Annotated in this window: 23 protein-coding genes; 11 read left to right on the forward strand and 12 right to left on the reverse strand. The window is 32.6% G+C overall.

Going from position 1 to position 20847, the window contains the following annotated elements:
* Positions 1-4 precede the first annotated feature (4 nt).
* Positions 5-97 (forward strand): integrase core domain-containing protein, encoded by a 93-nt coding sequence (locus IU405_RS15920; protein ID WP_410896734.1) that lies wholly within the window; start codon positions 5-7, stop codon positions 95-97.
* A gap of 26 nt (positions 98-123) precedes the next feature.
* Here the strand turns inward: IU405_RS15920 and IU405_RS11360 are convergent, their stop codons facing one another.
* From IU405_RS11360 to priA, 9 genes are all read right to left on the reverse strand, one after another.
* Entirely contained in the window at positions 124-372 is a 249-nt protein-coding gene (locus IU405_RS11360; protein ID WP_197438733.1) for a hypothetical protein, read from the reverse strand.
* 132 nt (positions 373-504) lie between these two features.
* On the reverse strand, positions 505-834 hold the full coding sequence (locus IU405_RS11365; protein WP_197438734.1) for a hypothetical protein: 330 nt from the start codon (positions 832-834) through the stop codon (positions 505-507).
* A 200-nt stretch (positions 835-1034) separates the two neighbouring features.
* Positions 1035-1523, reverse strand: a complete 489-nt coding sequence (locus IU405_RS11370) for a hypothetical protein (RefSeq protein WP_197438735.1) — start codon at positions 1521-1523, stop codon at positions 1035-1037.
* Positions 1524-1693: 170 nt separating this feature from the next.
* Positions 1694-2461 (reverse strand): nuclear transport factor 2 family protein, encoded by a 768-nt coding sequence (locus tag IU405_RS11375; protein WP_197438736.1) that lies wholly within the window; start codon positions 2459-2461, stop codon positions 1694-1696.
* Between the two features lie 193 nt (positions 2462-2654).
* Positions 2655-3527 (reverse strand): AraC family transcriptional regulator, encoded by an 873-nt coding sequence (locus IU405_RS11380; protein ID WP_197438737.1) that lies wholly within the window; start codon positions 3525-3527, stop codon positions 2655-2657.
* Positions 3528-3683: 156 nt separating this feature from the next.
* Positions 3684-4049 (reverse strand): hypothetical protein, encoded by a 366-nt coding sequence (locus IU405_RS11385; protein ID WP_197438738.1) that lies wholly within the window; start codon positions 4047-4049, stop codon positions 3684-3686.
* Positions 4050-4061: 12 nt separating this feature from the next.
* Positions 4062-4457, reverse strand: coding sequence for a hypothetical protein (locus IU405_RS11390; protein WP_197438739.1), 396 nt, complete (start codon positions 4455-4457; stop codon positions 4062-4064).
* A 160-nt stretch (positions 4458-4617) separates the two neighbouring features.
* Positions 4618-5004, reverse strand: a complete 387-nt coding sequence (locus IU405_RS11395; protein ID WP_197438740.1) for an HU family DNA-binding protein — start codon at positions 5002-5004, stop codon at positions 4618-4620.
* A 375-nt stretch (positions 5005-5379) separates the two neighbouring features.
* A complete protein-coding gene (gene priA / locus IU405_RS11400; RefSeq protein WP_197438741.1) occupies positions 5380-7830 on the reverse strand; it encodes a primosomal protein N' in 2451 nt (816 codons plus the stop codon).
* A 265-nt stretch (positions 7831-8095) separates the two neighbouring features.
* On the opposite strand from priA, the gene IU405_RS11405 reads away from it, so the two are divergent.
* Positions 8096-9001 (forward strand): alpha/beta fold hydrolase, encoded by a 906-nt coding sequence (locus IU405_RS11405; protein WP_197438742.1) that lies wholly within the window; start codon positions 8096-8098, stop codon positions 8999-9001.
* A 9-nt stretch (positions 9002-9010) separates the two neighbouring features.
* On the forward strand, positions 9011-9865 hold the full coding sequence (locus IU405_RS11410; RefSeq protein ID WP_197438743.1) for an alpha/beta fold hydrolase: 855 nt from the start codon (positions 9011-9013) through the stop codon (positions 9863-9865).
* On the opposite strand, the gene IU405_RS11415 is transcribed toward IU405_RS11410, so the two are convergent.
* Positions 9833-11023 (reverse strand): class I SAM-dependent RNA methyltransferase, encoded by a 1191-nt coding sequence (locus IU405_RS11415; RefSeq protein WP_197438744.1) that lies wholly within the window; start codon positions 11021-11023, stop codon positions 9833-9835. The two genes, IU405_RS11410 and IU405_RS11415, sit on opposite strands and share 33 nt — an antisense overlap.
* A 111-nt stretch (positions 11024-11134) precedes the next feature.
* Here IU405_RS11415 and IU405_RS11420 point away from each other — a divergent pair, with 111 nt between their 5' ends.
* Together IU405_RS11420 and IU405_RS11425 are read left to right on the forward strand one after the other, a co-directional pair.
* The gene (locus IU405_RS11420) at positions 11135-11860 is read left to right on the forward strand and encodes a class I SAM-dependent methyltransferase (RefSeq protein ID WP_197438745.1); all 726 of its coding nucleotides are present in this window, start codon (positions 11135-11137) and stop codon (positions 11858-11860) included.
* Positions 11857-12534: a ZIP family metal transporter gene (locus IU405_RS11425; RefSeq protein ID WP_197438746.1), complete on the forward strand. Its 678-nt coding sequence runs from the start codon at positions 11857-11859 to the stop codon at positions 12532-12534. The genes IU405_RS11420 and IU405_RS11425 overlap by 4 nt, the downstream gene beginning before the upstream one ends.
* Before the next feature lie 57 nt (positions 12535-12591).
* On the opposite strand, the gene IU405_RS11430 is transcribed toward IU405_RS11425, so the two are convergent.
* Positions 12592-14775, reverse strand: a complete 2184-nt coding sequence (locus IU405_RS11430; RefSeq protein WP_197438747.1) for an ATP-dependent DNA helicase RecQ — start codon at positions 14773-14775, stop codon at positions 12592-12594.
* 142 nt (positions 14776-14917) lie between these two features.
* On the opposite strand from IU405_RS11430, the gene IU405_RS11435 reads away from it, so the two are divergent.
* The 4 genes from IU405_RS11435 (at position 14918) to lptB (ending at position 17875) form a co-directional block, all read left to right on the forward strand.
* Positions 14918-15886 carry an SIS domain-containing protein gene (locus IU405_RS11435; RefSeq protein ID WP_197438748.1) on the forward strand — a complete coding sequence of 323 codons (969 nt, stop codon included), beginning with the start codon at positions 14918-14920 and terminating at the stop codon, positions 15884-15886.
* Positions 15886-16716 (forward strand): twin-arginine translocase subunit TatC, encoded by an 831-nt coding sequence (tatC, locus tag IU405_RS11440; protein ID WP_197438749.1) that lies wholly within the window; start codon positions 15886-15888, stop codon positions 16714-16716. Before IU405_RS11435 ends, tatC begins: the two co-directional genes overlap by 1 nt.
* Complete coding sequence (locus IU405_RS11445) at positions 16691-17038, forward strand: carboxymuconolactone decarboxylase family protein (protein ID WP_197438750.1); 348 nt, start codon at positions 16691-16693, stop codon at positions 17036-17038. The genes tatC and IU405_RS11445 overlap by 26 nt, the downstream gene beginning before the upstream one ends.
* A 99-nt stretch (positions 17039-17137) precedes the next feature.
* Positions 17138-17875, forward strand: coding sequence for an LPS export ABC transporter ATP-binding protein (lptB, locus tag IU405_RS11450; protein WP_197438751.1), 738 nt, complete (start codon positions 17138-17140; stop codon positions 17873-17875).
* Here lptB and IU405_RS11455 read toward each other — a convergent pair.
* Positions 17872-18621, reverse strand: coding sequence for a CDP-alcohol phosphatidyltransferase family protein (locus IU405_RS11455; protein WP_197438752.1), 750 nt, complete (start codon positions 18619-18621; stop codon positions 17872-17874). The genes lptB and IU405_RS11455 overlap by 4 nt on opposite strands.
* Before the next feature lie 100 nt (positions 18622-18721).
* Here IU405_RS11455 and IU405_RS11460 point away from each other — a divergent pair, with 100 nt between their 5' ends.
* Together IU405_RS11460 and IU405_RS11465 are read left to right on the forward strand one after the other, a co-directional pair.
* Positions 18722-19705, forward strand: coding sequence for a YheT family hydrolase (locus tag IU405_RS11460; RefSeq protein WP_197438753.1), 984 nt, complete (start codon positions 18722-18724; stop codon positions 19703-19705).
* 97 nt (positions 19706-19802) lie between these two features.
* Complete coding sequence (locus IU405_RS11465) at positions 19803-20846, forward strand: PorV/PorQ family protein (RefSeq protein ID WP_231749706.1); 1044 nt, start codon at positions 19803-19805, stop codon at positions 20844-20846.
* Position 20847: the final 1 nt, after the last annotated feature.

The raw sequence follows: 20847 nt of genomic DNA on the forward strand, positions 1-20847 counted from the left end.
AGATATAAGTCAAGAGTGGATAAACGATTACAATTACAATAGACCACATAAATCACTTAAAAATAAATCACCAATTGAATACAGATTAAATGAATAAAAATTCTATTTTTGAATGGATCGAATTTAAGGGAAGCTTACACAACCTAAAATTATGTCTATGATACCTGTCAATAAATAATGGCTAAGGTTATTTAAGTTTTGAAGATAATAGTCAAATTCAATCAAACTATTGTATGAAAGTTTTTCAGGGTATTCGTTATTCCATAATTCAAGCACTTGTTGTTTTGCTTGTTCGTTTAGTTCAGTCGTCTTAATAATTTTTAAATTCTCTGTCATTTGTCCTTTTGAGTTTTGTTCGGTTAAGCTTGCCACTAACGTTGTTGTGTATGATTAGTTGCGTGTTTTAAGAACTAAAGTTAGTAAATAAAACACAGATAGAAAGTACGTGAGTACTTTCGTAAATTGGCTAAAACTAAGCAATTAATTATACACGGCAGTAGTTTTTTATTCAATCAATTCAAGAGATTCAATAGTAATACCTTGTCCACAATATTCATTCGATTCAGTCCAATTCAGTTTAACGGAAATTGGAAATTCTAGAGTTTCCAAATCAATATCTGAATTTTGAGGTAATTTAGAAAAACGATTTTCAGATTCTTCTCCATCTATATCAATAATCCAACCACCACAACAAGCGCATAAAGTCATATCAAAACCAGAAATTAAAGCAGTTGATTCAAATTCCTGTTCTGTGCTATTATCGTCATCACTATTACAACTTGTAAGTAGTACTAATCCTAAAACAATTGTCAAACTAATTTTTCCTATTTTCATAATTCTTTTTTTATATTATACTCAATAGATGCAGAAATCACCAATTGGTTGCGTCAAATTACTGCCAACGTTTATGTATAAGATTAGTGGCGTGTTTAAGCACTTAATTTAGCAAATAAACACCAGATAGAAAATCCGCGAGGATTTTCGTAAGTAGACGAGAACTAGCCATTAATTTTATACGGTGTTGTAGCACGTTTTTATTCACATTTATTTAATTCAGAATAATATTTAATCGGATTACGATTTTTATATTTTATTCCACTTAATGATTCGCAAAACTTTTCTTTGTCCGAATTTATTATTAATTCCAAAAACTCAATAAATTCCTCTGCATATTCTCCATCTGCAAAACTCGCAAGATTTAAACTCGGCAAGTAAAAATCAGAATTTTTTTCAGAAGTCACTTGTTCAAAAATCAGTCGAGTAGTATCATAGAAAAAGTCCGTTTTTCCCATTTTATGGTCAGGTCCAGTTGTTCCGTAATATAATCCGAATTCAGTATAGTTTTCAGGAACTAATTTTATTAAAATAGATTCAGGAATTTTCTTTTTCCCTAAATATAATTCAGATGCAGTATTTAAGTTTTTTTCGTATTCACTTTCATTCAGAGTTTTTAATTCAGTCGAATTCCCCAAAGTCAGAAACGAAATGATTATTAAAAATGGTAATGTCAAAATCTTGTTCATAGGTTTTTCTCAAATGTGCTACAACGGTTTTGTGTATGAGCAGTAGCGGATTTATTTCCACTAAATTTTCGGAAAGCAAGATACTTAATAAAATGCAAAAACGGTTCAAGTTTGCACTTAAACCGCTATTGCTTATACACTGTGTTGTGTGCCGTTTTTATTCCTTCAATTTAGAATTTTCCGTTGGTATTTTTCCATTCTGATTGTGGTGGAATAGCTTGAATTACGTCCCAATGCTCAACAATCTTCCCATCTTCAAGTCTGAATAAATCGTAAAATGCAGTATGCTCACCTTTACCAAATTTCCCTTCGCTCATTGAAAGCACAAAGTTTCCTTCTCCTAATACTTTGTGTAATTTGGTGTATTCCATAACCAATCCGTTTTCAGCAAAATATTTCATTGCTTCTCCAAATCCATCTAAACCATCAGCAACAGCAGGATTGTGTTGTAAGTATTTTTCAGGGTTGATATAAGTGGTTAATTTGTCCATTTCGTGCCCCAATAATACTTTTTCAATAAAGTCAGTAACTACTTTTTTATTACTTTCTGTTTTTTCCTTGTCGGTAATGTCTGTTGCTCCGTCAAATTGGGTTCTTCCGCTTGGGTTAGGTTTTTGGACTTCAATTAGGTTGTCCCAATGTTCTACAATTTTTCCATCTTCAAAACGAAAAACATCAAAACCTGCTTTTGGTCCAAAAAAGTCATATTCAGTATGTGTAAACACATAATTTCCATCTTCAAATGCTCTTACTACATTAGCTTTAAAACCACCTTCAGGTGCGTTTTTCATTACTTCGCCAAAACCTGCTAAACCATCACCAACAGCTAAATTGTGTTGAATATATTTTTCGGCATTAATGTAAGAAATTGGTGTTTGGTCTCCTGTGTTAAAACTGTTTAGTAGTGCTACTACTTTTTCTTTGTTTGATAATTCCATTTTTACTTCTTTTTTTGATTGTGAATGTTTAGTTGAATTGCAACTGATTATCGTGATTGCAAGCACGAGTATTCCAAGTATCGTTATTCCTTTTGCCATATTTTTATGATTTTAAAATTATGATACAAAGGTGGTTCTAAACTTGAATGTTTGAGCTATACAAAAACGCTAAATAACTGTAAAAATGGGAAAATTAATAAGCTAGACGAAATTGTTCTGGTGTAGACTTCGTATGTCTTTTGAAGTATTTATAAAAGTTGGTGGTCTCTTCAAACCCTGACTTATAGGCTATTTCTTTAATGCTTAATTCTGTATTGATAAGCAGTCGTTTAATCTGCCTTACAGCAATATCATCAATAAATTCTTTTGCTGATTTGTTGACGATTTCTTTTGTAATTGTATTAAGCGTTTTGGTGCTAACGCCTAATTTATTTGCATACTCTTTTACTTTGGTATAAATGTGAACATTACTTTCAACTAAATTCTGAAATTCGATAAATTCTTTTAAATACTTTCTCTCTAGGTCAAGGTTTTGGTGGTTTAATTTTATCCTTAAAAGCTTGGTCGTTAAAATATGCAATTCGCTTCTAATGATATGCATTGAGTAACTGTCATTTTTTTCAAAGAACTCGCTTTCTATGCGTTGCTTTATTTGTTGAATTTCTAAAAAGTCATTTGGGTATAACTGTAATTTTGGGCTACTCAATAAATCATTGAATAATTGAATTACTCTTAAGTTCTCCGATTTTTCTAAATAGCTTACTAAAAACTCATCTGTAAAAAGAAAGAGCGAACCGTTTATGGAATCACTTCTAAAAAACTTGTGTATTTGGTCTTTTCTAATGGTGAGGATTGTCCCTTTAGAGCATTTATATTCCGTAAAATCAATTGTGTGATACCCTGTTCCGTTTTCGATTAGGATAATTGCAAAAAAATTGACTTTGTGAAATTCTTCAATAGAGTGGTCTAAATCTTTTCGCTTAAAAAGGTTTTCCAACTTCAAAATATCAAATTGAGCAGTTGGCTTCTTTTTGTTTTGGAACTTTATTTGTTTAATATTCTCCATTTTTGTTCAAATGGCACACAACGTTTATGTATAAGATTAGTGGCGTGGTTAAGCAACTAATTTAGCAAATAAACACCAGATAGAAAATCCGCGAGGATTTTCGTAAGTAGGCGAGAACTAGCCATTAATTTTATACTGTGTTGTGTGTAGTTTTTTTTAATGAACTCTATCTTGTGCTACTACTTGGAATTCATCTTCATATAATATCATTCCAGGTTTTTCAACTTTTAGAATTCTTACGCTAATGTCATTTTGTTCCAAAATTGCTTTTAAATCCCACATCTTATTTATAAATTCAGTAGCAGAATCTCTAAACCAAGAAATTGCATTGATTGACCAATTTGTCTCGGAATAAGGTGGACAAGGAAGATTGTTGTTGAAATATCCGAATATATTATCTACCATATTTTCTTGATAATCTAACAAAAGTCCTTCTTTTCTTAAATATTCCACTTCAGTGAATAAGCCTGTTAACTCTCTTGGTGATTGAGAATCAGTACCAACTACAAATCTTAAAAACATTAGTTTTTTAATTTAATCATATTCAGTTTTATGGAACTCCAATAGTTTATCCGTAAATAGATTTATTTCTTTTTTCTCTTTTAGCTTAAAATCCGCAAACAATATCAGTCCGAAAACAACAAACACAATCGGCAAAATCCAATTTCCTTTAATCAGCGAAATTATTGAAATCAGAATTCCGAGTCCGAGTAAAACTTTCGCTAAAATATTCATTGGTGACTTAAAGTCAAATTTCAAATCGTAATTACCTGTGTCATTCACAATTCCGATTAGTCTGTGATTGTTTGGAAAACGATTCCGCATTAATTCAAACTTTTCAGTTCCGATATATCCATTATAGAATCCGTTCACAATTAATTTGTTCAGAATTCTTAAATTTTTATCACTTTTGGTTATCGTTTGTCTCATTCCTCAAATTACACACAACTAGTTTATATGCGCAACTTTATGTAACTTTTATAAAAAAACAAAGTTGCCCATTGAGCTCCCAAAATACAAATAAAACCAATACCAGTAACTTTAAACTTAAAAATAGCCAAAAAATCCTGTATCAAAAATCTGTAATACCCTATACCTCTTTTAAAACAGGGACACCTTTTTTTAGCAAGCGTTTCATTTTTTTGCTAGGTTGGTAATTGATATGAAACTTTTTAATGCTTTGAGGTGATTTCAGTTTGCTGGGATCGTCTGCCGCTGTGCATTGAAAACTCATTTTAAAAGTTCCTATAGCATCAAGCTCTATGACCCTACCTTGCTGCAAATAAAGCTGCATTTTTTTTCCTAATGACAGCAACACAGCTTTGATGTCTGCCTCAGACAAACTCGATTCACTGCTTATTATTTCCGATAATTCGTCGGTATCCATTTTACCTGTATGAATGGCTTGCATGATATACAAATCACTGTTGTTGTTTATGCTGTTAGATCGTTTGGTAATTCGGTATTGTAATGCCATAAATGTGTTTTTAAATGGTTGTTCGTGTTTCTTTGCAACTCCCTACCTGCGCAATTGCAGTTGCGTACGTGCCCAGTTGCCACTGCGTACCGTGAGGACTACCCAAATATAATACTATTTTTGACTAAAATATACTAGTATTATCAAATAAATATAGTAGTATTTATAGATAGATATTCTAGTATATTTTAGTCAATAATACTAGTATTTATAAGTCATAAATACTAGTGTTTTTAAGGTATTAATAGTACAATAGTTGGTAATTGGGCACTGAGGGAATGGCAGTTGCACACGTAGGCGATAGCAATTGGGTACGCACGGAATTGTAAAAATGCAGGTACCGGATTTCGATTACCGAACATCGAGAATCGACTATCAATACGCATCCACATCAATCACAAAACGAATAGGTCTGAATTCCTTAACGGCTTCAAAGGTGTCTTTAATTTTTTGAACCTGTTTTTTGGTGGCAGAAAGCGATTGTTTTGGGGGAATTTTAATCACCAAATTTTTGATATACTGATTTCTGATTCGCGACACTGAAGGAGTTGAAGGTCCCAACACATTTTCTCCAAAAACACCTTGTAATGCCTGGAAAAGCCAATTGATTCCTGTATCAACCTTCAAATATTCTTTGTGCTTTAGGGTGATTTTAATCAATCGGAAATAAGGAGGATATTTGTATTTTGAACGTTCTTGCAGCTGCTCACGAAACATTGCTTCGTAGTTTGCATTGGCTACTTGTTGTAAAATTGCATGTTCAGGATTGAAAGTTTGAATGACAACATTTCCTTGTTTTAAAGCCCTTCCTGATCTTCCAGAAACCTGCACCATCATTTGAAATGCGCGTTCATAGGCTCTAAAATCAGGAAAATTCAACATGGCATCTGCATTCAAAATGCCCACCAAAGACACGTTGTCAAAGTCCAATCCTTTGGAGAGCATTTGAGTGCCCACCAAAATATCGATTTCTTTTGCTTCGAAAGCACCAATGATTTTTTGAAATCCAAATTTGCCACGAGTGGTATCTAAATCCATTCTCCCAATGTTGAAATCAGGAAATAAGGCTTTTAATTCTAGCTCAATTTGTTCTGTTCCAAATCCTTTGGTATCGATGGTACTGCTTCCACAAGCACCGCAATTATTGGGCATTGCACGTTGGTAACTGCAATAATGACAGCGCAATTCGTGCTTGAATTTATGATAGGTTAAAGACACATCGCAGTTGGGGCATTGTGGTGAAAATCCACACGTAGTACATTCCACAATAGGCGAAAAACCACGCCTGTTTTGAAACAGAATTACCTGTTCTTTTTGGTCTAATGCCTGCTGAATGTAGCTCAATAATGTATCTGAAAAATGACCATTTAGCTGTTTTTTTCGTTGTTTTTCTTTCAAGTCAATCAGCTCAATTTTGGGCATTTTCACTTCTCCAAATCGCTTATTGAGAGATACATACCCATATTTATGCTGAGTGGCATTGAAATAACTTTCTAAAGAAGGAGTTGCAGAGCCTAAAACCATTTTTGCTTGATGCATTTTTGCCAACACCATGGCAGCATCTCGTGCATTGTATCTTGGAGAAGGTTCAAATTGTTTGTAAGACGATTCATGTTCTTCATCCACTACAATCAATCCCAAATTGGAAAATGGTAAAAAAATGGCGGAACGTGCCCCCAAAATAATTTGCGCTTTTGGTTTGTTTTCCAGCACATGATACCACACTTCCACGCGTTCGTTGATGGAATATTTGGAATGGAAAACCGAAATTTGATCGCCAAAATACTGTTCCAATCTCGAAATGATTTGAACGGTCAATGCAATTTCGGGCAATAAAAATAGGACTTGTTTTCCTTGCTGCAATTGTGCTTCAATCAATTTGGCATAGACTTCCGTTTTTCCAGAGCTCGTAATGCCATGAAACAATACAATCTCTTTTTCAAGGAAAGATTCTTGGATTTGCGAAAGGGCTTTCTCTTGAAACTCATTAAGATGTTTCAAAGGATTTGAGTTTCCTTGGAAAGTAATTCTGTCAACTTGCAAATGGTAAAATTCAAACACATTTTTATCCACCAAGGCTTTTAAAACAGCGCTAGAAATACCTGCTTTTTTCTCTAAATCTTTTGCTTTGATGGCTTTTTTGGCAGCATTCAATTGAAAAAATGTCAATACTGCTGTATGTTGTTTTTTGGCGTTTGACAACTCTGAAAGTAATTTTTCCAAAGAATGATCATCAGCAAATTGCGAATGCAAACGAACATATTTCTCCAATTTGGGTCGGTATTGTTCGTAAATTTCCTCCTTTATATAAATGACTGATTTTTTAATCAATTGGTTGATGATGGGCATTACTTTTTGCTTTCCCAAAATATCTGCAACTTGATGTATGGTCAGTTGTGATTGGCGCTGTAATGCTTCAAAAATCAAAAATTCTTCATCTTCTAGGATAGATTCATCTGTAAATCCTTGGTTTTTAAACACCACAGTTTCACTTTCTAGCAAGAGTGCTGACGGTAAAGCTGCTTTATACACCTCGCCCAAAGAACACATATAATACTCAGCAATCCACTGCCAATGCGAAAGTTGCTTGGAAGAAACGATGGGAGTTTCGTCTAAAATTTGATGAATTTCTTTGGCTTCATATAATAAAGGTTCGTTTTGATGAATGTCTAAAACCAAGCCTGTATACATGTTATTGTTTCCAAAAGAAACAGCCACTCGCATGCCTTTTTGGATAAAACCAGCTTCATCTTGGGTCACTGAATAGGTAAATGCCTTTTGAATTGGGATGGGTAAAATAACATCAATAAAGTAAGGTGAATTCAATGGAATGCTGTTTTGATTTCAAAATTACTTAAAATTTAGGTTATCATAATACTGTTCTCATAATAATATTGAGAACTGAATGATATGGTTCAGAGATACATTAATAAAAATACAGTATTAAAGTAGGGCTATTTTCAATACAACAACAAAATAAGGAATTCATAACGTTAAATTTAAAAAAAACTAACAAATCACTTGCGTATCTTTAAAATAAAATTATATATTTGTAGTAACATTTCAAGTTATTAATTAATCCCCCGAAATTATGACTGCACAAGAGTGGAAAAGTTATGGCAAATTCGTTCGTATTAACAACAACGATCTTTTTGTCATTGATACAGCAGATGAAACTTCATCTAAAGAAACAATCGTAATCATTAATGGATACCCATCAACCTCCTATGATTACCACAAAATTCTCCCAACATTAAGCGAATATTACAGAGTGATTGTTCATGACCATTTTGGTTTTGGATTTTCTGATTTGCCTGATACTTATTGCTTCTCGCTGATGGATCAAGCAAACGTTTGTATTGAGCTATGGAGAAAACTCAATTTGAAAAGTTTTTCAATATTGGCAGATGGATATGGTTCTAAAATTGCAAAAGAAATTTTGTATAAGAAAAACGCCAACTTGATTTCATTCAACATCAAGAAATTGTTGATTTGTAATAGTGTGAAAAATGATTTTTATTCAGATTTGAATACCATAACAGCATTGATTAGAAACAAAAAGTTAGCAAAATACAAGAACATCTTGATGAATTACAAGAACAACTTGTTTTATGAACTTTCTGTTGAAAATAAAAAATACGAAGACAAGGCTAAAATTGATAGAATTTGGCAAAAATTCAATGAATTAGAGCATCAAAAAGAAGCCTTGGTATTGTGCTGCTACAATGAAGAAACCTATTTGTACTGGCATAGATGGATGAGCGCTTTGAAAGAAACGAACATTCCTGTTAAAATATTTTGGCGAAAAGACGATTTTGCAAACATCAAAGACTTATTGCTAAATCTTGCATCAGATCATCACAACAATATAGAAATTATTGAAAACAAACATTGTTTTGTTTTGGATAGAGAACCTATCAATTGGTTGCTGATGATTCTTAGAGAACTAGATCAAACTGCATACCATTCCTATAAATATGAATTTGCAACTGCCTAAAGGAAGCAAATGAACATTTCTGACTGGCAAGCCAAGCATCAAACAATTAAATTGTTTAATCAAAGGGTATCATTCATCGATTCTGTAGTGGGTGACAAAGTAGTTTTAGTAATTCATGGTTTTGGCATGAGTTCATTCGATTACCATAAAGTAATTGATGAATTAAAACTATCATATCGTTTAATGATACCCGATTTGATTGGTTTTGGGTTTTCTTCCAAACCAACCAATTTTTATTTCTCTTTTATTGAACAAGCGCAGATGCTTTTAAGGCTGCTTGAGGAGCATAATATCAAAGAAGTTGCAATCATGGCGCAAGGTTTTGGAGCGAGTATTTTGTGTGAAATACTCTCCATTATTAACGCAGGATTTAGTGACTTAAAAGTGTCTAAAATTTGGTTATTGAATTTGAGTTTGTCCGTAGAATTGAGCCCCAATATGGAGGCACAAGGACAAATCTTAAAATATATCAATGCAGGTTTTATGAAAATGGTAAGTTCTTTTGAAATGTTTAAAAAATGCATTCGCTTGAATTTTTGTGATGCCAATGCCATTTCGGAGGAAGCTTTGAAAACTTCCTGGGAATTATTGCTTTTGAATGACGGACTGAAAACTTTGAATTTTATCAATTATTGGGGTGTAGAAATTCTACAATCCTCTAACAGATGGCTAGATGCCATTAAAAACACGAATGCTCCAATTGAAATAATTTGGGGAATGGACAAATCCTCAGGAGATATAGATACTCCTGAAAGAATCAACCATTTTTTGACTGTTGAAAAAACACATTTGATAGCCGATTGTGGCTATTTTCCAATGTTTGAAAAACCATCAATCTTCATTGATATTCTTAAGGGCGTCTAAATTGTTTTTGGACGCTTTTTTAGAACCTTCGTACAAATCGTACCGTACAAACTTACAATCCAAATCTCCGTTTTTTAATGGAATTCTGCGGGAAGTTTTCAAACCAACATGTTTCAGCGCATCAACGTTTGAAGTGATCAACCAAGCTGTGGAGCCAGGATAATTGTGTTTTAAAGTATCCCCTATTTTCTTGTAAAACTCAGCAAGTTCCACATTTAAACGTTCGCCATAAGGAGGATTGAACAAAATGGTTGTATTGCCAAAAACTTCCTTTTTAGAATTGAAAAAATTCACGTGATGTACTCCAATAAATTCCTCTAAATTGGCGGAAATGATATTTTGTTTCGCTTTAACAATGGCAGAAGGCGCTTTGTCAAATCCCATAATTTTAAAGTGAGAACTGCGAATTTTTTTCAATAAAGAATCTTGAATTGTAAAATACAAATCCTCATCATACTCTTTCCAGTTTTCAAACGCAAAATGTTTTCGATTGATGTTTGCAGGAATATTATTGGCAATCATAGCAGCTTCAATCAAAATGGTTCCTGAACCACACATGGGGTCAATAAAATTTTCATCACCAGTATAACCTGATAACAACACCATACCTGCAGCCAAAACTTCGTTGATGGGCGCAATATTGGTAGCTGTCCTATACCCTCTTTTATGCAAAGAATCTCCAGAAGAATCCAAAGAAACAGTTAACAAATCTTTTTGAATATGCACATGAATTTTTAAATCAGGATAATCCAAATCTACATCAGGACGTTTTTGATATTTATCGCGAAAATAATCAGCAATAGCATCTTTTGATTTTAATGCGATGTAATGAGAATTGTTCGTGAAATTGGGTGAATTGACTACTGCTCCAATAGAGAAACTGCCATCCACATTCAAATAGGTATCCCATTTTATTTTTTTTATGGCATCATACAAATCCTCTTCATCATAAATTTTAGTGACTTTGATTGGCTTTAAAATACGGATTGCAGTCCTTAAAGCAATATTTGCTTTGTACATAAAACCGGTATCACCCTTAAAAGAAACACTTCTTATGCCCTGCTCAACATCTTGTGCGCCCAAATTTCGTAATTCATCAGCCAACACAGTTTCCAAACCGAAAATTGTTGTAGCCACCATTTTAAAATCAGTATTCATATTGCTAAATTTCGATACAAAAATACATTTTCTAGCGTCGAAATTTCAGAAAAACACAAATTCATTTTTTCTAACCTAAGATTTGGTTACTTTTACACAACCAAAAAACATATGAGAACAAAAGATTGGTTTACAGACTGGTTTAATACGCCCTATTATCATATTTTGTATAAGGACAGAAATGATTTGGAAGCGCAGCAGTTTATTAGAAATATTACAGCATTTTTACCACTTTCAGAAAATGCATTATTGTTGGATTTACCCTGTGGAAAAGGACGTCATTCTGTATTTTTAAATTCATTAGGCTACAAAGTTATTGGAGCCGATTTGTCTGAAAATAGCATTCAATTTGCCAAAAAATTTGAGAATTCCAGCTTGAAATTTATCATTCAAGATATGAGAGAACCCTTTGATTTACAATACGATGCCGTATTCAATTTATTCACTAGTTTTGGATATTTTGAAGAAGATTCAGAAGATATTTTGGTCTTACAAAACATCAAAAATTGTTTGAAAGAAAACGGATATTTTGTCTTTGATTTTTTGAATGCTTCTTTTGTAAAAGACACTTTGGTGGCATCAGAAACTAAAATGGTAGACGGAATTACCTTTCACATTCAAAGAAAAATTGAAGATGGATTTATCCTAAAACACATTTCTTTTTTTGCTGATGGCGAACATCATCAGTTTACGGAGAGCGTAAAATATTTAGATTTGCAAAAAATGACTGCATTCTTTGAAAAAGTAGGATTGAATTTGAAACATGTTTTTGGAGATTATCAGCTACATCCGTTTGATGAAAACTATTCAAAAAGATTAATTTTAATAGCACAATGACCTATATTTTTTTACTCCTAGCTGTTCTATTAGGGGCGTCTTTGGTGATTTTTATTCAATTACCCAAAAAAGTAGTACGATTGCTATTGGCGTTTAGTGGTTCGTATTTGTTGTCAATTACCATATTGCATTTGATGCCCGAAGTTTTTACAGGAGACCAAGAATCGAAAAAAATGGGACTGTTGATTTTGATTGGAATTGTGATGCAATCCGTTTTAGAATCTTTTTCAAAAGGTGCTGAACATGGACATATCCATTTGCATGGACACGAACATAAATTTCCAGTATTGCTATTTATCAGTTTGTGTATTCATGCTTTTTCAGAGGGTTTACCCATAGAACATACCAACGAAAGTTTGCTTTGGGGAATTGTAGTGCACAAAATTCCGATAGCGATTGTATTGACCACCTATTTAATCCATGCCAATTTCTCTAAAAAAACAATTGCATTCTTTCTATTGGTTTTTGGGTTGATGAGTCCTTTGGGGGTTTTAGTAGCAGATAAAATTGATTTTTTTAGTATTTACAACAGAGAAATTACAGCAATCATCATTGGTGTTTTTCTACATATTTCTACTATTATTTTATTTGAAGGCTCTGAAAATCATAGTTTTAACTTCAAAAAGTTTATTGCCATTATTTTGGGGATTGTATTGACTTTTGTGACGGTTTAGTTTTTTTTAAAATAATTAAATATAAAAAAAAGTGGCTCTCGCCACTTTTTTTTATATTTAATTCCCAACTTCGTTGATAAATTTAATCCGCATCAATCGCAATTCGTCTTCATCATATTCACCATCAAATTCGTCTAAAGCATCTTGAATTTTGTCTGTTTTTGCTTCCATGAAATAATCATGAATTTCTTCTTGCTGATCTTCATCTAGCAAATCATCTACAGCATAATCAATATTCAACTTCGTTCCTGAATAAATAATGGCTTCCATTTCTTTAATCAGTTCACTCATTTCTAATCCTTTAGAATCTGCAATATCTTCTAAAGGTAGTTTTCTATCCGTATTTTGAATGATGTATAATTTCAATCCTGAGTTGACACCTGTACTTTTTACAATCAAATCATCAGGTCGTAAAATGTCATTCTCTTCCACATAATCCGCAATAAACTGCACAAAATCTTTTCCGAATTTTTTTGCCTTGCCTTCTCCTACTCCATGCACTTTTGACAATTCGTCTAAATTGATAGGATATTTCAATGCCATGTCTTCCAAAGAAGGATCTTGAAAAATGGCAAAAGGCGGAATTCCCAATTTCATTGCTACTTTTTTACGCAAATCTTTCAGCTGTCTCACCAAAACTTCGTCAGCAGAACCTCCTGAAGATTTCGCATTTGCGATAATCGTATTGTCATCTTCTTCACTATACGAATGGTCTTCCGTCATCATAAACGACGTTGGTTTTTTCAAAAAGGCTTCTCCTTCACTCTCCATTTTGATGACCCCATATTGCTCAATTTCTTTTTTAATAAAATGAACTACCAAAACCTGACGCACTAAAGCCATCCAATACGCTGCTGGTTTGTCTTTTCCAATACCAAAATAGGATTGCAAATGTGTTCTATGAGAGGTCAACAACGCATTTTCTTTACCAATCATGATATTTACAATCTCTTTGGCTTTGTATTGTTGTAAGGATTCTTTGACAACTTTCAACAATTTGACAACATCCTCTTTCGCTTCGTGTTTTTTCTTTGGATTGCGGGAATTGTCGTCCATATCTGCTCCATCACCATTGATTTCGTCAAAATCTTCTCCAAAATAATGCAACAAATATTTTCGTCTATTCATAGAAGTTTCTGCATAACCAACCACTTCCTGCAGCAATGCATGCCCAATTTCTTGTTCTGCAACTGGTTTGCTCGACATGAATTTTTCGAGCTTTTCAATATCTTTATAAGAATAAAACGCCAAACAATAGCCTTCTCCATCATCACGTCCTGCTCTACCCGTTTCTTGATAATAGCTTTCCAATGATTTTGGAATGTCATGATGAATTACGTAACGAACATCGGGTTTGTCAATTCCCATTCCAAAAGCAATCGTTGCAACCACCACATCACAATCTTCCATCAAAAACATATCTTGATGTTTTACCCTTGTTTTTGCATCCAAACCTGCATGATATGGAACTGCTTTGATACCATTTACTTGTAATATTTGAGCAATTTCTTCTACTTTTTTTCTACTCAAACAATAAATAATTCCTGATTTTCCTTGACGTTGTTTCACAAAACGAATGATGTCTTTTTCCACTTCTTTCGTTTTTGGACGCACTTCATAAAACAAATTGGGTCTGTTAAAAGAGGCTTTAAAACAATTGGCATCTGTAATTCCAAGTGTTTTCAGAATGTCTTCTTGCACTTTTTCAGTAGCAGTTGCTGTCAAACAAATCACAGGAACATTATCAATAGTTTTTATAATATTTTTTAAATTTCGATATTCAGGTCGAAAATCATGACCCCATTCCGAGATACAATGTGCTTCATCTATCGCAACAAAAGATATTTTTTGCGATTGTAAAAAAGTCATATATTCCTCTTTTATCAGCGATTCTGGAGCAACATATAATAGTTTCGTAATTCCGTTTACAATATCTTTTTTAACCTGATTTATTTCCGTTTTGTTCAAGGAAGAATTTAATACATGTGCAACTCCATTGTGTTCAGAGATTCCTCTTATGGCATCCACTTGATTTTTCATCAAGGCAATTAATGGCGAAACCACAATGGCTGTTCCTTCTTTCATCAATGCGGGTAGCTGATAACACAATGATTTTCCACCACCTGTAGGCATGATGACGAACGTATTTTCGTTGTTTACAATACTTTCAATTACTTTTTCTTGTAATCCTTTAAACTTATTGAATCCAAAATACTTTTTAAGAGGACTGTATAAATCCATATTTCTAAATTTTCTTTTTTAATATTCGTTCAAAAACGGAATCCTATTATTATATTTTTTGAAGTAACTTATTTTATAGTAAATTTGCCTGTTACTAATATATAAAGATATAACATTTTTTAATTAGATAAAAAAATAACTTTTGAAAGATTTTTCTACCATTATTGCTACTGCAAAAAATACCATTCTAACTGAAAGCAATGCTATTGCTAATTTAGCAAATTTTATTGATACAAATTTTGAAAATGCTGTAAAATTTATTTACAATTCCAAAGGAAGAGTAATAGTTACCGGTATTGGAAAAAGTGCCAATATTGCTACAAAAATCGTGGCTACATTCAATTCTACAGGAACTCCTGCTGTTTTTATGCACGCTGCTGATGCTATTCATGGCGATTTAGGAAACGTTTTGCAAGACGATGTTGTCATTTGCATTTCAAAAAGTGGCAACACTCCAGAAATTAAAGTACTGCTTCCTTTGATCAAAAACTATGGAAATAAAATCATTGCCATCACAGGAAATATGGATTCTTTTTTAGGAAAAAATGCTGATTTTACCCTGAATACTTTTGTTGAAAAAGAAGCTTGTCCAAACAATTTAGCGCCTACAACAAGCACCACAGCTCAATTAGTGATGGGTGATGCTTTGGCAGTTTGCTTGTTAGAATTGAAAGAATTTTCAAGTTCGGATTTTGCAAAATACCATCCAGGAGGCGCTTTAGGAAAGCGTTTGTATTTGCGTGTTTCTGATTTGATTGTCAACAACGAAATGCCTCAAGTAACTGAAAATGATTCCATTGTAAAAGTGATTGTAGAAATTTCGGAAAAAAGATTGGGAGTAACTGCTGTTGTTGAAAATTCGAAAATTCTTGGAATTATCACAGATGGTGATATTAGACGAATGCTTACAAAATCAACAGAAATCAATCATTTGACTGCGAAAGATATTATGAGTAAAAATCCAAAAACCATTCAAGAAGATGCTATGGCAATTGAAGCTCTAGACCGAATGGAAACAAATAGTATTACTCAAATATTAGTAACAAATCACGATGATAATTATATAGGAGTTGTACATTTACACGATCTAATCAAAGAAGGAATTTTTTAATGGCAGCACAACAAAAAGAAATGTCTTTTTTAGGACATTTAGAAGAATTAAGATGGCATTTAGTAAGAAGTGCAGTTGTAGTAATTATTTTGGCAGTTGGTTTTTTTGTATATTCTGAGCAAGTGTATGACTATTTTTTATTAGCTCATATTCAATCGGATTTTATTACCTACCAAGTTTTTTGTGACTTTTTTAATTTCTTTGGATTAGATAGTGATTTTTGCCATGTTTCTTTTTCAGATAAAAAATTGCAAAGTATCGAAGTTACATCACAATTAATGAATTCACTTTGGTCTTCCATTATTTTAGGAGTCATTGTGGCGTTTCCTTATTTATTATGGGAAATATGGCGATTTGTTTCTCCAGGATTGACAGAAAAAGAAATTAAAAGTTCTAGAGGATTTATTTTTATTGCTTCACTCCTATTTTTCATTGGTGTTTGGTTTAGTTTTTATGTAATTGCACCTATCTCAGTTCACTTTTTATACAACTTTCAAATTTCTGATAATATTGTCAATAGCTTTACGTTACAATCTCATATAAGCTTGGTAACCAATTTATTAATTGGCGTTTCTATCATTTTTGAATTGCCAGTTGTTATTTATTTTTTGACAAAAATTGGACTTTTAACACCTCAATTTTTAAGAAAATACAGAAAACATTCTTTAGTTGTTGTATTGATTGTTGCTGCAATCATAACGCCTCCAGATATTGCTAGTCAAATTATTGTTACCATTCCAATTATGATTTTGTATGAAATTGGAATTTTAGTTTCACTTAGAGTTATTAAAAATCAAGAAAAAAATGCACAAAAAAGTTCAAGAGTTTAACGAGTATCGTCAAAAAATGAATGAGAAAATTCTGGCAACTGATAATAAAGTTATCAAAAGAATTTTCAATTTAGATACCAATACGTATACTGAAGGCCATTTATCAGTCAAAACCAAAGAATTATTAGGTTTGGTGGCATCAGCTGTTTTACGATGCGATGATTGCATTGCCTATCACCTAGAAACAGCGTATAAAAATGGCGTTACAAAAGAAGAAATGATGGAAACCATGTCTATTGCAACGTTGGTTGGAGGTACCATTGTGATTCCGCATTTGCGAAGAGCTGTCGAATTTTGGGAGGCTTTAGAAAGTGAGAATTAATTGATTTTCTATTTTTAAGAGCAAATTAAGATTCACAAAAAATCAAAATTGGTACATTTACTTTATAATTCAAATAATAGTTAACCTAGTTTTCAAAAAATGATTTTAAGAGCTGAAAACATCCAAAAAATTTACGGAAGCAGAAAAGTAGTTCAAGGAATTTCTTTGGAGGTAAAACAAGGAGAAATCATAGGTTTATTGGGACCAAATGGTGCTGGAAAAACAACTTGTTTTTACATGATTGTGGGTATGATCAAACCCAATGAAGGTCATATTTATTTGAATGATGAAGAAATAACCAATGATGCCATGTACAGACGTGCTCAAAAAGGCATTGGATATTTGGCACAAGAAGCTTCTGTTTTTAGAAAACTTTCTGTGGAAGACAATATCATGTCTGTATTGCAATTCACCAAACTTTCTAAATCAGATCAAAAAAAGAAACTAGAATCTTTAATTGAAGAATTTCACATTGGCCACGTTCGAAAAAATCGTGGAGATTTATTATCTGGTGGTGAAAGACGAAGAACAGAAATTGCTCGTTGTTTGGCTTCTGATCCAAATTTTATTTTGTTAGATGAACCTTTTGCAGGTGTTGATCCAATTGCTGTTGAAGACATTCAAAATATTGTAGCACATTTAAAAGATCGAAATATCGGAATTTTAATTACAGATCATGATGTGCAAGCAACCTTAGCAATTACTGACAAAACTTATTTGATGTATAATGGTAGCATCCTAAAAGAAGGAACTCCTGAAGAATTGGCTGCAGATGAAATGGTGCGTAAAGTGTATCTTGGCAAAGATTTTGAACTCAAAAAGAAAAAAGTCCTTTAAGCTTTTTTAAACAAATTATTTACCATTGATAAAACTACATAAAAAGTAATTATCATCGGAATTGCCATATATTTCAACAAAACAATCATTGCTCCTGAAACTGCAAGAAACACATATTTCACTAGGTTCTTTTTCAAAGAAAAGTTTTTAAATTTTAGAGAAAAAAGCGGAATTTCTGCATTCATTAAAAAACTTAAGACTACTGTAATTCCTATTAAAAAATTATTATTTAATAGCAACGTTTTCACCATTTCAATATCCGTAGTTTGATAAATTAAGGGTAATGAAATCACAAATAAACTCATGGCTGGTGTTGGCAAACCAATAAATGAATCTGTTTGTCTGGTGTCTATATTAAACTTTGCCAAACGATATGCAGCTGCAAGTGTTACTAAAAATGCGACATAAGGTAACAATCCAAATTTCGGTTCAAATTGTCCAAAAGAAATTTCCATTTCTACATTTGGACCATTGATAACATTGGTTTTGATCAAAAAAAACATCAATAATCCAGGTACAACTCCACTTGTAACAACATCTGCCAATGAATCTAATTGTTTCCCAAGTTCACCACTAACTCCTAAAATGCGCGCTACAAATCCATCTAAAAAATCAAAAAGAATTCCGATTGCAACAAAAATTGCAGTCATTTCATAAAATCCTTTTACAGCATACATTGCTGCAACTGCACCACAAAAAAGATTGGCTAATGTTAATAAATTTGGAATATAACTTTTGATTTTCATTGGTTAGTTGATTGTATTGATAGGCTAAAGTAAGAAATCTATTGAAAGTGCTTTTGTGTTTTCAATCATTTTTTTCTCATATTTGTAAAAAATACGTCATATGCCCGTCTTTACATCCGATTTTTTACCAACTATTCCTTTCAGAAACAGTCATTTCAATACGATGTATAGACCATTGTTCATGAAAGATATTGCCAAGTATTCTCGAAAAAGAATCACCACTTGGGATGATGATTTTATTGATTTGGATTTTTCATTCGTTGGTTCAGATAGCTTAGCTGTTTTAATTCATGGTTTGGAAGGAAGTTCAGATTCCAAATACATGACTTCAACAACCAATCATTTGAATGCTAAAGAATTAGATACTGTTTGTTTCAATTTACGCAGTTGCAGTGGCGAAGATAATTTACTTTTATCAACCTATCACAGTGGAAAATCAGAAGATGTTGATTTTGTCGTAAATCATTTATTAGACAATTATGATTATAAAAACATCATAATTATTGGTTTTAGTTTGGGAGGAAATCTAACATTAAAATACTTGGGCGAAAAAAGTGATGAAATTTCACCAACAATCAAAGGTGGAATTGCAGTTTCTGTACCAATTGACATTGCCAGTGCTGAAAAGGAAATGGACAAAATAAAGAACAAACTCTATCTCGAAGTTTTTTTTAAAACCATGAAAACCAAGGTTTTGGAAAAAGCATACAAATTTCCTGAATTTCAGTTGGATAAAGACAAATTATTCAAAGCAACCAAATTCAAACATTTAGAGCATTTATATACAGTACCTGTTTTTGGCTTTGAAAGTCCAGAAGATTATTGGGAAAAAGCGAGTTCAAAACCATATATTTTAGCAATCAAAAAACCAACACTTTTGATCAATGCAAAAGACGATACTTTTTTATCAAAAGAATGTTTTCCTTTTGAAGAAGCTCATCATTCACCTTTTTTTCACTTAGAAACTCCAAAATATGGTGGTCATGTTGGTTTTATAAACTCTTTTAAAGCATATGAAAACATGTGGTTGGAAGATCGAATTGCACGTTTTATCAAAGAAAATATTCAAATTCCGATTTTGTAAACAATATCTCTCAAAATCGACTGTTATTTTACTAGGTTTTTAGATATTTGTTATTCAATTTTTGATGTCCTTGAAATATAAAATTTTACTTCTTTCAATGCTATTTCCAATACTTCTAAAGGCACAAGCTTTTAGAAATTATTCCAACGAATTTTTAACAATTGGTGTGGATGCTGCTGCTTTAGGAATGAGCAAAGCTGTGGTGGCAACTACGAATAATGTAAACGCAATGTATTGGAATCCAGCTGGTTTGGCAGGCATTGAAGACTATCAAGGTTCGTTAATGCATGCTTCTTATTTTGCAGGAATTGCCAATTACAATTATGCGGCTTTTGCCATGCCAATTGATCAAAAAAGCGCTTTGGGTTTTTCTGTAATTCGATTTGGTGTGGATGATATTTTAAACACAACTGAGTTGATTGATGGTGATGGAAATATTGATTTTAACAGAGTGAGTCTATTTTCTGCTGCTGATTATGCTTTCAATGTTGCGTATGCTAGAGATTTGATTTTTAAAGATGTAAAATTTGGTGTCAATGCCAAAGTTGTTCGCAGAATTATTGGTGAATTTGCTACTTCTTGGGGTTTTGGTTTTGATGCTGGAATCCAATTTGAACGAAATGATTGGCATTTTGGGCTGATGGTTCGCGATATTACCACCACTTTTAATAGTTGGAGTATCAATGAAACTGAGTTTGAAAAAATCAAAAATGCAATTCCTGGGCAAAATCAAGAATTGCCAGAAACTACTGAAATTACCAAACCAAAAGTGCAAATAGGTGTTGCTAAAAATTTCCGAATTGGGCGATTTTTTAATTTGTTATCAGAAGTGGATTTGAACATACGTTTTGCCAAAACAAATGATGTTATTTCCACAGATTTTGCAAGTATTGATCCTGCAATCGGCTTTCAATTGGATTACGAACGCATTGCTTTTTTACGATTGGGTATTGGAAATTTTCAAAATACAACCGAATTTGATAACTCAAAATCATTGTCTATGCAACCAAATTTTGGATTGGGATTCATATACAAAGGCATTCAAGTAGATTATGCATTGACAAATATTGGCAGTGTTGGAAATGCATTATTTTCGAATATTTTCTCTATCACGTTTGATTATAGCTTTTTTAGAAGATAAT

It is taken from the genome of Polaribacter sp. BAL334, assembly GCF_015767435.1.
Lineage (GTDB): Bacteria > Bacteroidota > Bacteroidia > Flavobacteriales > Flavobacteriaceae > Polaribacter.